Annotated in this window: 12 protein-coding genes; all 12 read right to left on the bottom strand. The window is 41.6% G+C overall.

What is annotated here, in order from left to right; translation table 11 throughout:
• Positions 1 to 7: 7 nt before the first annotated feature.
• Positions 8 to 1,447, bottom strand: a complete 1,440-nt coding sequence (gene purF / locus E5S68_RS09910) for an amidophosphoribosyltransferase (RefSeq protein WP_135783415.1) — start codon at positions 1,445 to 1,447, stop codon at positions 8 to 10.
• 12 nt (positions 1,448 to 1,459) lie between these two features.
• The gene (locus E5S68_RS09905) at positions 1,460 to 5,185 is read right to left on the bottom strand and encodes a phosphoribosylformylglycinamidine synthase (RefSeq protein ID WP_135783414.1); all 3,726 of its coding nucleotides are present in this window, start codon (positions 5,183 to 5,185) and stop codon (positions 1,460 to 1,462) included.
• Between the two features lie 199 nt (positions 5,186 to 5,384).
• Positions 5,385 to 6,092, bottom strand: a complete 708-nt coding sequence (gene purC / locus E5S68_RS09900; RefSeq protein ID WP_135783413.1) for a phosphoribosylaminoimidazolesuccinocarboxamide synthase — start codon at positions 6,090 to 6,092, stop codon at positions 5,385 to 5,387.
• Between the two features lie 168 nt (positions 6,093 to 6,260).
• Entirely contained in the window at positions 6,261 to 6,506 is a 246-nt protein-coding gene (locus E5S68_RS09895) for a phosphopantetheine-binding protein (protein WP_135783412.1), read from the bottom strand.
• Entirely contained in the window at positions 6,503 to 7,507 is a 1,005-nt protein-coding gene (gene plsX, locus E5S68_RS09890; RefSeq protein ID WP_135783411.1) for a phosphate acyltransferase PlsX, read from the bottom strand. The genes E5S68_RS09895 and plsX overlap by 4 nt, the downstream gene beginning before the upstream one ends.
• On the bottom strand, positions 7,504 to 8,283 hold the full coding sequence (recO, locus tag E5S68_RS09885; protein WP_135783410.1) for a DNA repair protein RecO: 780 nt from the start codon (positions 8,281 to 8,283) through the stop codon (positions 7,504 to 7,506). The genes plsX and recO overlap by 4 nt, the downstream gene beginning before the upstream one ends.
• The gene (locus tag E5S68_RS09880; protein ID WP_135783409.1) at positions 8,267 to 9,448 is read right to left on the bottom strand and encodes a pyridoxal phosphate-dependent aminotransferase; all 1,182 of its coding nucleotides are present in this window, start codon (positions 9,446 to 9,448) and stop codon (positions 8,267 to 8,269) included. Before E5S68_RS09880 ends, recO begins: the two co-directional genes overlap by 17 nt.
• A gap of 164 nt (positions 9,449 to 9,612) precedes the next feature.
• Positions 9,613 to 10,467, bottom strand: coding sequence for a class B sortase, LPKTxAVK-specific (gene srtB, locus E5S68_RS09875; RefSeq protein WP_135783408.1), 855 nt, complete (start codon positions 10,465 to 10,467; stop codon positions 9,613 to 9,615).
• A gap of 92 nt (positions 10,468 to 10,559) precedes the next feature.
• Complete coding sequence (gene abpA / locus E5S68_RS09870) at positions 10,560 to 11,159, bottom strand: amylase-binding adhesin AbpA (protein ID WP_135783407.1); 600 nt, start codon at positions 11,157 to 11,159, stop codon at positions 10,560 to 10,562.
• A gap of 200 nt (positions 11,160 to 11,359) precedes the next feature.
• A complete protein-coding gene (locus E5S68_RS09865; protein WP_135783406.1) occupies positions 11,360 to 11,500 on the bottom strand; it encodes an alpha/beta hydrolase in 141 nt (46 codons plus the stop codon).
• 44 nt (positions 11,501 to 11,544) lie between these two features.
• Positions 11,545 to 12,519 (bottom strand): ribose-phosphate diphosphokinase, encoded by a 975-nt coding sequence (locus tag E5S68_RS09860; RefSeq protein WP_135783405.1) that lies wholly within the window; start codon positions 12,517 to 12,519, stop codon positions 11,545 to 11,547.
• A gap of 163 nt (positions 12,520 to 12,682) precedes the next feature.
• On the bottom strand, positions 12,683 to 13,927 hold the full coding sequence (gene pcsB / locus E5S68_RS09855) for a peptidoglycan hydrolase PcsB (protein ID WP_135783404.1): 1,245 nt from the start codon (positions 13,925 to 13,927) through the stop codon (positions 12,683 to 12,685).
• Positions 13,928 to 14,156 lie beyond the last annotated feature (229 nt).

Raw genomic sequence — 14,156 nt, 5'->3', positions numbered from 1 at the left:
ACTGTTCTTAATAGAAAGAAGTGTGTTCTTTCAAACTTTCTACATAGCGTTCTTCGTAGTCATACAATGGGGTTGGGTATTTCCCATCAAAGTAGGCTACACAAAGACCACCGTTTGGTGCATCGGTATCAATCCCAATAGAATCAATCAAGCCATCAACGGACAAGTAAGTCAAGCTATCCGCACCGATAATCTCACAAGTTTCCTCCACTGTATGGTTGGCTGCGATCAGCTCCTCACGGCTCTGAATATCAATTCCATAAAAACATGGATAAGCCAAAGCTGGGCTGGCAATTGCCACATGGACTTCTGTAGCCCCTGCTTCTTTCAACAGTTTCACAATCCGACGAGAGGTCGTTCCACGCACGATAGAGTCATCAATCATCACGACCCGTTTGCCTTTCACGACACCAGATACGGCAGAGAGTTTCATTCGCACTCCTTGTTCCCGCAATTCCTGAGTCGGTTGGATAAAGGTCCGTTGGACATACTGATTCTTGATTAAGCCCATTTCATTAGGCAAGCCAGATTCTTCCGCAAAGCCCATGGCAGCACTGAGAGAGGAGTTGGGCACCCCCACTACAATATCTGCTTGGTTCTTAAATTCTCGAGCCAACTGAGCTCCCATCCGCTTGCGAGCCGTATGGACATTGACTCCTTGGATATTGGAGTCGGGACGAGCAAAATAGATATACTCCATGGAACAAATTGCTAGTTGGGTATCATCCGTATAGCGATCATAGGTAATGCCGTTTTCATCGAAGATAACAAGCTCACCCGGATGTACATCTCGGATCCATTCTGCCCCAATCACCTCAAAAGCACAGGTTTCAGAAGAAACAACCAAGGCTCCATTAGCCATTTTCCCGATAGAAAGAGGACGGAAGCCATTTGGATCCAGAGCAGCGATTAGCTTATCTTCAAATAACATCAGATAAGCAAAACCACCTTTGACTGTATTGAGCGCTTCCTTGATTTTCCCCATAAAGGAAGGGTTGTGACTCCGTCGAATCAAGTGAGCCAGAATTTCTGAGTCAGAGGTTGAGCTAAAGATGGCTCCATTTTTTTCTAATTCAGATTTGAGAGATTGGGCATTGGTCAAATTCCCATTATGGGCCAGACCAAACTGCGTATCTTGAAAGCGGAAGAGGAAGGGTTGGATGTTATCCACAGACGCTTCCCCGGCTGTCGCATAGCGAACATGCCCAATAGCAGAAGATCCTGTCAATTTCTCCAGATTTAAAGGATTTCGAAAGACTTCTGAAAGAAGGCCTGTATCCCGATGTCGTCTCAGGGTTCCTTGGTCATTGGCCAGGATTCCTGCTCCTTCTTGTCCCCGGTGTTGGAGACTGTGAAGCCCAAAATAAGTGAGTTTCGCAGCATCTGGATGTCCCCAAATCCCAAAGACTCCACACTCTTCATTAAGAGATTTTACTTCGTATGTCATGTTGTATACCTTTTATTTTCCAGTAAAATATTGAACCGCTGATGCAAAAAGATGCTGGTCTTTATTTCCTGGAATATTTTGGAAGAGACCGTCTTCAAAACGTTCTGAGTGACCCATCTTCCCAATGATTTGACCGTTCTTGCTGGTAATCCCTTCGATCGCATGGACAGATCCGTTAGGATTGTATTTAGAATCCATGCTTGGCCTACCTTCGAAGTCAACGTATTGGCTAAAGATTTGACCATTATCACGGAGTTCCTCAAATTCTTCAGCTGTCACGACAAACTTCCCTTCACCGTGTGATACTGGGATGGCATGGATGTCCCCAACTTGCACTCCAGCAAGCCATGGTGAGTTGGTATTGGCAATCCGTGTTTCCACCATCTTAGCCACGTGTTGATTGGCATCATTGTAGAAGAGGGTTGGACTGGTACTGCTTGCATCTTCAAAGTTACCGTATGGAAGAAGACCTGATTTAACAAGGGCTTGGAATCCATTACAGATACCGATGATCAAACCACCACCTTCGATGAAACTATCAATAGCTGCACGCACTTTTTCGTTAAGCAAGATATTGACGATAAATTTAGCAGATCCATCTGGTTCATCCGCAGCCGAGAAGCCACCAGCAAAGAAGATAATGTTAGCTTTTTCGATATTGTCAACCATAGTGTCAACCGACTTGACAATCGCTTCTTCATTCAATGTGACAAATGGTACCAAGTTGACTTTGGCCCCTTCTTTTTCAAAGGCCTTTGCTGAGTCATATTCTGAGTTGGTTCCTGGGAATACTGGGATGTAAACCACTGGTGTCTCAACTGTTTCTTTAGCTTTAATCACAGCATCTGATGTTACAGCAGGTACTTCTTCCAACTCAGTTGCCTGTTCAAACTCAGTAGGGTAAACTTCTTCCAATTTGCCTTGGAAGGCACTGTCAAGGTTGTGTCCATCAAGCGTTACACCGTTGACAAGCAGTGTAAAGTCTGCAACTGTTTGTCCAATCTTCTCAACACCTGCAATCTCTTCAGGTGAAGTGAAAATGAATCCGCCCAATTGGGCTGTCAAGATTGTGTCAAGGTTAGCTAATTCAACAGTAGCTCCAATATGGTTCCCAAATGTTGCAAGTGCAAGAGCTTCAAGGACACCTCCATATTTGACAGCTGATGCTGCTGTCACTTTGTGGATTGCTTGAATAGCTTCAAACTGAGCAAAGTTAGACTTGATAAGATCAAAATCAATTTCTTGGGCCAAAGCTTGACCTGGGATGTAATAGATATTTTCACCAGCAGCTTTGAATTCTGGAGAAAGAACCTTACGGCTATCTGCAGTTGTTACCCCAAAAGCAACCAATGTTGGTGGTACTGTTAATTCTTCAAAGGTACCAGACATAGAGTCCTTCCCACCGATAGATGGCAAACCAAGTTGAATCTGAGCTTCAATTGATCCAAGAAGAGCTGCTACTGGTTGACCAAAACGCTCTGCCTGTTTATCCATCCGCTCGAAGTACTCTTGGTAAGAGAAACGAGCCTTAGACCAGTTGGCGCCAGCAGCAACCAAACGGGCAGTTGCTTCGATGACCGCATAAGCAGCACCATGATATGGAGACCATTCGGCTACATAAGGGTTGAAGCCTTGCGCCATGACAGAAGCCGTATGCGTCACGCCATGTTGAACTGGCAATTTCTGAACAGAAGCTTCCGTTGGTGTGATTTGATAGCGACCACCGAGTGGGTGATTAACTGTTGAACGACCAACTGAACTATCAAAGATGGTTTGTAAACCTTTTTGACTGGCATGGTTAAGGTCAGCCAAGACTTCAAGAGTGTCAGCTTCAAGGGTTTCGGCAGATGTTTGACGTTCTTCTGGAAGCTTGACATCCTTGTCAACCACCTTAGCATCTACGACCACACGTACACCATTTGTATCAAGGAAACGACGTTCCAAATCAACGATTGTTTCACCATTCCAGTGCATGACAAGATTTGGCTTCTCCGTCACTGTTGCAACGACAACCGCGTCAATATTTTCTTTGTTACATGCTGCAATGAAGGCGTCAACATCTTCTGGACGAACCACTACAGCCATCCGTTCTTGAGATTCAGAGATAGCAATTTCTGTACCATTCAAACCTTGGTATTTCAATGGCACTTTATCTAGATCAATTTCAAGACCATCTGCCAATTCACCGATCGCTACACAGACACCACCAGCACCAAAGTCATTTGATTTCTTGATCAGTCGAGTCACTTCCCCATTACGGAAAAGACGTTGAATCTTCCGTTCTTCGATAGCATTCCCTTTTTGAACCTCAGCACCAGCCGTTTCAACAGATTCAACCGTTTGAACTTTAGAAGAACCTGTCGCACCACCGACACCGTCACGTCCAGTCTTACCACCGAGCAAGATAATCACATCACCAGCTTCAGGTTTTTCACGGACCACATTTTCCTTAGGAGCCGCACCGACAACAGCACCTAGCTCCATACGCTTAGCAACGAAACCTGGGTGGAAGTATTCACGGACATAGGTTGTTGCCAGACCAATTTGGTTCCCGTATGAAGAATAACCGTGAGCGGCTGTCTTAGAAATGACTTGTTGTGGCAATTTACCAGCGCGAGTTTCTGAAATTGGAGCTGTAATATCACCAGCACCTGAGATACGCATGGCTTGGTAAACGTATGAACGCCCTGACAATGGGTCACGAATGGCACCACCGATACAAGTAGCCGCTCCACCAAATGGTTCAATCTCCGTTGGATGGTTGTGGGTTTCGTTCTTGAACATGAGAAGCCATGGCTCTTTCACACCATTGACATCCACTTCAATTTCAACAGAGCAGGCATTGATTTCATCAGACACTTCCATGTCGTCCAAACGACCATTGACACGCTCATAACGACCAAAAATAGTCGCCATATCCATCAAGGTTTGAGGTTTTTCGGTACGTCCCAACTCATCACGCATGGCAATATACTTGTCATAAGTCGCTTGCAATTGTTTTTCAAATTTAGAAGCTGAGAAGTCGATGTTTTTCAACTCAGTCTCGAAAGTTGTGTGACGACAGTGGTCAGACCAGTAAGTATCCAAAACCTTCAACTCAGTCTCAGTAGGCACACGTCCAATTGACTTGAAATAGTCTTGAATGAAGAGAAGGTCATCCACTTCCATTGCCAATCCTTGCTCTGCCTTATACTGTGCAAAATCTTCTGCCGTATAAGTTTCAAAGAAATCCAAACTTGGAATGGTCTTGTCAGACTCAGAGAAATCCTGTTTCGCAATGCCAACAGTGATGTCTTTGAAACGAGAATCCACTGGGTTCAAGAGGTAGTTTTTGACAGCTTCCAACTCATTCGCATCAATATCCTTGTTAACCAAGTAAAGTTGCGCTGTGTTCACCGTTACATCATTTGAACTACCAAGCAACAACAAAGCTTCCTGTGAAGATGCCGCACGTTGGTCAAATTGACCAGGCAAACTTTCGATAGCAAAGAAAGCATGCTTCTCAAGATCAGCCTTAACCGTAGCTTCATCCAAAACAGTATCGGTCACTTGCTCAGAGAAGATGTGTTTTTCCGCACGCGCAAACAAGTCCTCTGCCAAACCAAAAACATCATAAACCTGAACAATACGAAGATCCTTCAAAGTTTTCAACTGAAGATTATGCTGTAATTCTTTTACTAAAGAGTGAGATTTCACACGAAAATCAGCTTTTTTCTCAACGAAAATACGTTTATCCATTTTAGTTCCCTTATTTATTTCTATTTAAATAGCTAGTGAAGACGAAGAAAATCATTGCTTCAAGCCCTGTAATTTCTCCAACACAACTTGATAAACATCTGTCAAGCTATCGAGATCACGACGGAGTGAAAAGGTCTAGTAGACCTTTTCAGCCTGAGTCCTTTTACTTGAAAGACGAAGGTTTTCCGTTTCAAAAAGATCACTTCAAACCTTGCAATTTTTCTAAAACAACTTTATATACATCCGTTAAACTGCCCAAATCTCTACGGAAAACATCCTTGTCCATATGGTGCCCTTCCGCATCCCAAAGGCGGCAGTTATCTGGTGAAAATTCATCTGCCAAGATAATTTTGCCATCCTTATCAAAACCAAATTCCAATTTGAAGTCAATCAAACGCAGACCAATTTGTGCAAACCAATCTTTCAGCAATTCATTGATCCGACGCGTTTCTTCCTTGATATAGGCAATTTGTTCATCATTGGCAATATCCAAGAACTTGACGTGTTCATCATTGATAAATGGATCGTCCAACTCATCGTTTTTATAGTAAAATTCAACGATTGGAGTTTCCAAATCCAAACCTTCTTCAACGCCAAACCGTTTGGAGAAAGAACCTGCAGTCACATTACGAAGCACAACCTCCAAAGGAATGATGGTCACCTTCTTATTGAGTTGTTCGGTATCAGAAATACGCTTGATAAAGTGCGTCTCCACTCCAGCAGCATTCAATTTTTCAAAAATAAGAGACGAAATCTGATTATTCAGCACACCTTTGCCTTCGATGGTCTCTTTACGAGCCCCATTCAGCATAGTGGCTTGGTCCTTATAAACGGACTTAATCACATGTTCGTCTTCTGTACTATAAATATCTTTAGCTTTTCCCGTATAAATTAATTGATGAGACATTTCTTGTTCGCCTTTCGTATTTTCTCCCTTTCAGTTTATCATACCCTATCTTATTTTTCAAGAAATCCCCGTACTTTGGTTTTAGTTTATAAGAAAAAAATAAGGGAATGAGGCAAAATCACTCTATTCCCTTATTTATATATTCTTTTTAATGGTAAAAACCGAACATTATTTGCTCACTTTTTTATCCACATAGTCTACCATATCTCCAACAGTCACCATGGCATCAATATCCTTGTCTGGAATATCAATATGATAGGTTTCTTCTAAATAAATGATGCATTCCATCAAATCAACTGAATCAATCTCTAGCTCTTTTCGTAAATCCATATCTAAGGTTACTTGAAAATCAGAATCTTTCTGATCTTTGATTAACTCTTCTACTGCTGCAATAATTTCTTTCCGACGACTCATTTCTCTTCCTCCAATTCTGATAATTCAACAACCGATTTACGAATAACATCCGTCTCCAACATGGTACGAATCTGACGAATCGTACTATACACTGCCTTGGCATCACTTGAACCATGGGTTTTTACAACAGGTGCTTGTAAGCCAAACAAGACCGCTCCGCCAACATCTGAATAGTCCAAGGTTTTCTTCAAGCCTCGTAGGTCATTCTTCAACAAAAGGGCTCCTAATTTGGCCTTCAAGCCACCTCCACCGAGAACCGTCTTCAACTGCTTAAAGAGACCCAAAGCAGTTCCTTCCATGGTCTTAAGGACAGCATTTCCTGTGAATCCATCTGTAACGATGACGTCAGCAACTCCATCCATCAAGTCACGCGCTTCCACATTTCCTACAAAGTTGAGAGCAGGATCCGCTGCTAATAATTGATAGGTTTCTTTACGTAGGGGATCTCCCTTACTTTCCTCTGTCCCATTATTCAAAAGGCCGACTCGTGGACGCTTAATTCCACGAACATTTTCTGCATAATAGGCTCCCATAATCGCATATTGGTGCAAATGGGTGGGCGTGTTTTCCGCATTGGCTCCGAGATCCAGCATATCATAACCTTTCCCATCTAGGGTTGGAAGGGTAGACATCAAGCCCGGACGATCGATAACCTTAATCCTCCCAACGATAAAGTAACCAGAAGCCAAGAGAGCACCTGTATTCCCGGCTGATAGCATGGCATCAGCTTCCCCATTTTTAACTGCATGAGCAGCTAGCACCATGCTGGCTTGTTTTTTCCGACGAATGGCCCGAGTTGGTTCATCATCAGAGTCAATTTTCTCATCTGTATGGACAATGGATACTCGTTCGCTTGCAGTCAGATACTGCTTAATTTTTGCTTCATCTCCATACAAAATCACTTCGATATCCTTAAATTCTTGTATGGCTTGATTAACCCCTTCTACTAGGGCCTGTGGAGCATTATCTCCGCCCATTGCATCGACTGCAATTCGTTTCATATCTTACCTCCAGACTGATCTTTTAAAATCTCTCCCCAGCTTCCCAGGGAATCAATAAATTTCTTAGCTTTTAGATGAATACCTACATACTCATCATAGAGTTGATCCAGACACTGTCGTAATTTTTGCTTCATCTCTTCATGGATAGAAATGGTCTCTAGCTCACTGAATTCCACTCCCTGAAACTGATCTAATAAATAAAGGGCATTGGGATCCCAGTGAGCCCGTCTCTCATCTCGATCATAATGATCCGGACAAAGAACCCCGCCGAAACGGAAGGAAAAATCAAAGGGAAGACCTACTCGGTGACAGATACAGCACTCATGGACATTCAAACTCACTCCAAACCGAGATAAAATCTGCATTTCAAAAATATTGGTCAAAATTTCATAATCCAAGCCGCGATCCATCAAGCGCAAGGTCTGTTCTAAAAAAGTAAAGAGGGCCGAATCTGGCTGACGATCCTGCATACTAGCATCAGCTAAGGCCAGAATATAGGTCGCATAAGAGAGACGAAATAAATCTTGATGAATCCCCTGAAAGCTATGAACCTCATGAATATCTTCAATATAGCTGAGTCCATCATCATTGATTTTCAAATACATGTCCGCCAAAGTTAAGGGTTGGATCATTGGATTTAGACGGGAGTTATTCGCATGTTTCACGAAAAACATGAGCTTTCCTGCACGCTCTGTAAAGATTTTTACCAGCTTATCATCTTCTCGGAAATCTCGGTTGTAAAGGACCAAGCCTCGACTCTCAATGCTCTCCAGCATGTTCTTCCATAAACTCCTTCAAACGTCTCATTGCTTCTTGAATCACTTCCATACTCGCTGCATAGGACAAACGTACATAACCTTCGCCATAGGTTCCAAAGGCTGCTCCCGGGATAAAAGCAACGGCTTTTTCATAGGCCAAAGCTTTCAAAAAAGCGAACGAATCTTGATTGTAACCTGGTGGAATCTTGGCAAAGATATAAAAGGCCCCATCAGGTCGGATAATCTCAAAGCCCATGGATGACATCGCATCCATGATATAGTCGCGACGCTTGATGTATTCCTGTTTCATTGGTTCAGCATCATCTTTTCCAACTGTCAAGGCCTCAATGGCTGCATACTGGTTCATGGTGCCCGCTGCAGTGACCAAATACTGATGGCTCTTGATTAGCTGAGCGGTTAACGAAGCAGGCGCAAAAATGAAGCCCAGTCGCCAACCTGTCATAGCATGAGATTTAGACAAGCCATTGATAAGGATGGCTTGATCTGGTAAGTAAGTCCCTAAGGATACATGAGACTGATCCGTATAGGTCAATTCTGAGTAGACCTCATCACAGACCACAAAGACTTGATATTTTTTCAACACTCCAGCCAAAGCCTGCATCTGTTCCTTAGAATAAGTCACTCCTGTCGGATTTGCAGGATAATTGAGAATAACTGCCTTGACCCGATTTCCTTGTTCCTGAAGGGCTTCTTCCAAAGCTTCCGGAGTCAGGATAAATTGATGTGCCCTAGTATCAATCTCGACGACACTAGCCCCCACTAGTTTGATAATGGGTTCATAACCTGGATAGGCTGGTGCTGGCAAAAGGACTACATCTCCAGGCTCCAAGATAGCTGTCAAGGTGGCTGAAAGAGCCTCAGTAGCTCCAATCGTTACTAAAATCTCATCTTCTGCTCGATAATGAAGATTGTATTTATCCGCTACAAATTGACTAGCCGCTTGACGCAAAGCTAACAAGCCACTCATCCCTGTATAATGGCTCTGATTAGCATCAATGGCAGCCTTAGCGGCTTCCTTGACATGCTCCGGCGTGGTAAAATCTGGCTCCCCTAAAGTCAAACGCAAGATACCTGGAATCTCAGAAATGGCCTGATCAAACTGACGAATCAAGGAAATCTCAATTCGATTTAAATTTTTATTAAAACGCTTTGTTAAATCCATAGCCACCTCCAAAAAAGATCTACTCCCATTATACTATAAATTGAAAGTCATCGCAAAAAAGCAAACGACTCCAAGACAAATGATACAAAATTGACATTTTTCATCAAAAATAGGACCTAGCTTATGCTAAATCCTATCATAAAATCATTATTAACAAATCTATCTTATTCTTGGCCACGGGTTGCCACATAATTTAACTGATCACCGTGTTTTGCTAAGAAATCCTTCATTTCAGAATCTGGGATCTGACGAAGATAGAGATTAGAACGGATAGTATCGTCTTCTTCACGACAAGTTGACAAGACTAAATACTTATCAGACGCTTTAATCTTGATATTTGGATTTTTGGTACGAGCTGACTCATAGATATTTTTAAGTTGGGTAGTAAAATCTTTATCATCCGCAAAACTTGTACGATAGAAAGCAGTGGTTTCAGGAACGATGACTAAGCCCATTGCTTCATAATAATACTTGCGCTCAGGTGTTTCAATTACAACATAAGGATGTTGATCAAAATACTCTTGTTTGTCGTAGTAGTTCACATCGTTAAACATGCGGTGATCTCCTACCTGGCTACCACGAGCATGTCCAAACAACCAAGTCAAACGATCACTAAAGTCCTTCTTGTTGTCCATATCCATAAAGACAGTTCCCAAGAAAGGTTGGTTCCCACCCTCAAAAGTCTTATCTAAGTAGGTTTCATTATCCCCTGTTTGTACAACAGGCTCATCTAACTCAGTTCCAGGAGCATAAACATAGGCAATCGCTTCAGGATTGACCGACGTTAATTGAGCAAATCGGTTAGCTAAATAGTCTTTTTCCTCTTGACTTGGCTCATATTTGACCTCTTTGCTACTTGCAGTAGATGATGAGCTAGTGTTCTTCTTATCAGATGTAGTATGCTTTCCAAATGGATTAAAAAGGAAGAAACCACCTACAAGAGCAAGAATAGCAACCAAAGTAAGAATAAGCGCAAGGCCCTTTCCTTTAGAACTAGAATTTTTATCAGTACGATTCATAAAAATAAGATCCCCTATATAACGTTCAATCTAAAAAATAACACCGAGCCCGAAGGCTCAGTGATATTTAATTTAAGAGCTAATTAATAAAATTATTTAACTGCGCTTGTTTTTGGAAGAGCTTTACCAGCTTGTTTTGAACCAGCTTTACCAGCTTCTGCTTTTTTAGCTGCTTCTTCTGCTTTAGCTGCTTCTTCTTTAGATTGTTTAGCTGCTTCTTCTTGAGAAATTCCATGTTCTTTCAAGTAACGTGCGTTAGCTTGTTCTGGAGTTTCGTTCAAGATGTAGTAACGTCCTTCTTTTTTCTTAGCTGTGTTTTGAACAGTTTGGAATTGTTTAACGTATTTGTTACGTACGTTCAAGAATGAAGTGTTGAATGCTGCTTCATAAGCTGCTTTCTTTTCTCCGTAAAGGTGTGAACCACCTTCAACAGCGTCAAATTCAGCTTTAGCTGCTACTACTGCAGGATCTTGTGCTGCTTCAGCGCTGATGTCTTCCATATGACCGTTAAGGTATTCTTCAACTGTACGAGCACTTACAAATTCTGATTGGTTTTCGTATGCTTCACGAGAATCAAAAGCACCTGGAGTGTTAGCTCCACCGTTGATTGAAGGATTGTCATTTGCGAATGCTGGTGCTGCTGCAGCAAAAACTGCAAGAGCTGCTACTGATGATAATAAAACTTTTTTCATTGTTTTATCTCCTTTTTTTATTTAAAAAATAGTTCGTTACTTCGTAACTATTATTATTTTACTACGATAAGTTTTCTTTGTCAATAAAATCTGACCTATTTTTTTAATTAATTTTAAGGAATTCTATATTTTTTTACAGGTAAGTTAACGATTTGACTGCTAAAATAGAATCCTTTGATTTCGTAAGCGTTTTCCTTGTTTTATTTGACTGCAGAGCTCTTTGGCAAGGTCTTTTTTGGTAAGGTTGGATCTGCTTCTTCCTCAGTTTTTTGAGCTTCTTTTAAGAGCTCTTTACTTGTATCGACTACATTTTTTTCCTTAGTAAACCAGTTGAATAACATAAAAATCCTTTCTATTAGAAAAGAGGCTATTTCCAGCCTCTTTGTTAACTTTTCTTAGCGTTTCCTATCTCAAACAAAGGAGAGAGTGGCCGTTTTTCATGAATTCGGACAATAGCCTCCGCTAGAAGCTTAGCAATGGAGATTTGTTCAATCTTATCAATCAAGCGTTCCTCAGGTAGGAAGATGGTATCCAATACGACCAATTTCTTAATGGCTGATTTCTGAATATTATCTAAGGCTGGGCCAGATAGGACTGGGTGCGTACAACTTGCATAAACTTCAACAGCTCCTGCTTCAGCAAGGGCATCAGCAGCATGACAAATCGTTCCAGCTGTATCAATCATATCATCGATAAGAATACAGGTTTTTCCTTCCACATTCCCGATAATGTTCATGACCTCACTGGTATTCATCTTATCAACACTCCGACGCTTATCAATAATAGCAATTGGAGTCTTGAGAAACTCAGCAAGCTTGCGAGCTCGAGTCACTCCACCATGGTCTGGACTGACAACTACATAATCCGGACCAATCATTCCACGGCGTTCGAAATAATCAGCAATAAGAGGAGCCCCCATCAAGTGATCCACTGGAATATCAAAGAACCCTTGAATCTGAGAAGCATGTAGGTCAATGGTCAAGAGGCGATCAACCCCTGCAATTTCTAACATATTGGCCACTAATTTAGAAGTAATTGGCTCACGAGCACGAGCCTTTCTATCCTGACGGGCATAACCATAATAAGGCATCACCACATTGATTGATTGAGCACTCGCCCGTTTGAGGGCATCTACCATGATTAAGATTTCCATTAGATTATCATTGACAGGCGAACTCGTAGATTGAAGGATATAAACTTCCTTCCCACGAATCGACTCTTCAATGTTAACCTGGATTTCTCCATCTGAAAATTGACGTACGGTTGACTTCCCAAGTGGCAGACCCATCTCTCTAGAGACACGCTCAGCCAAGTCTTGGTTAGACGATAAAGCAAAAAGCATTAAATCCGAAAACGACATGATTTCCTCCACATTTTTAAACCTCATTGTACCAATGTACAAATGTTCTCCTTACTCATTGTAACCCTTTTTAAAGGAATTTTCAATTCAAAATAAGCTTCAAGCCTAAAATAAAAAATTTGAAAAAAAAAACTACTCACCTGAGGCGAGTAGTTAACATATCTTAGTTTGGATAAATATAAGTTACAGTACCTTGTGCAGTAGTTGGGTTAAACCATCCACGGTAATTGCCAATACTTTGGTTACCCGCATAGTTTGCTTCAGAAACTTGGATACTTGTAGTAGATTGAACAGCCGTAACAACTGCTACGTGCCCATAACCACCATCGTTCCAACAAGCGATAGCACCAACCTGTGGTTGACTACCAGTACGGAATCCAGCTGCTGCAGCACTTGCTGCCCACTGACCTCCATTACCCCAGTAGTTTCCAGCCCAAGGTGCAAGAATTTTAGCACCCCAAGTACATTGACCTACTGGATAAGTGTTTCCTGCAGAACTGTATGACGTACGAGCCACAGGTGTAGTTGCCACAGTATTGTTTGTAGCTGGTGTAGCCACAGTCGCCTGTGGTTGACTAGCTTGCGCAGCAGGAGTTTGTGTAGCAGGAGCTTGAGTAGCTGCCTGTACTTGAGCCTGTAAGCTTGTATTTGCAGAGGCAACAGTTGCCTGACGTTCAGCTTCTTGTTTTGCACGATAAGCAGCCTCTGCAGCAGCAGCTTCTGCAGCAGCTTTTTCTGCAGCAGCCTTCTCTGCCAATAAAGCATTCTTTTCATTTTCAGCAGAAGATTTTTCAACTGCTAAGCTCAATTGAGCAGCTTTCAACTCAGCTTCTTTAGTTGACAATGTTTGTGCATCATCATCTAATTGTTGCTTGTTAGCAATAACTGTGTTGATCGCATCATTATTCTCTTTTTGCTTGATATCAATTGCTTCTTTATCACGTTTTTGCTCTTCTAACATTTTATTGTTAGCATTAGCAATTTCGTTCATGGCAGAAACTCGAGAAATCGCTTCAGTAATAGAACCAGAGCTTACAATCGCATTAATGTAGTTTGTTGCTGTTCCGGTAGTCTGAGCACTACGAGCTTGATTTGCAAGAGATTCTTGACGAGCAACAATATTTTTTGAAAGTTCTTCAATTTCAGCAGAAAGACGAGCAGACTCTTCATTTAATCGATCGTTCTCAGCTTGAAGGCTTTCTTGTTGCTTCTTAATTTCAGAAACTTGCGCTTGAATCTGATCAACTTGTGCTTGCGCACTTACTTGTTGAGCATTCAAACTGTCAATTTTACTGTTTTGTGCTGCGATCTTATCATCAGTTGAATCAGCAGTTACGTTGATCACTGTAGCAACTTGTGATAATGCTACTGTACTTAATAAAATCGTAGTCAATAATTTTTTCTTCATATGTATAAAAAACTCCTTCATATAAGACACTAACTAGTATAACAAAAAATACTCAAAGAAATATTACGCCTTTGTTACATTTTTATTTCTATCCAAAAATATATGAAATAAAAAAAGTGGCTCTTTGTCAACTGTAGTGGGTTGATGAAAAGTTACAACCTGGAGAGGACCAAATTGGTTCTCTCCTTTTTGATGTTCAAAGCAATTAGAATTCTAGTTTTAAAGTTGT

The organism is Streptococcus rubneri (assembly GCF_004785935.1).
Lineage (GTDB): Bacteria > Bacillota > Bacilli > Lactobacillales > Streptococcaceae > Streptococcus > Streptococcus rubneri.
The sequence above is the reverse complement of the archived record's forward strand: the minus strand, read 5'-3'. Positions and strand labels throughout refer to the sequence as shown.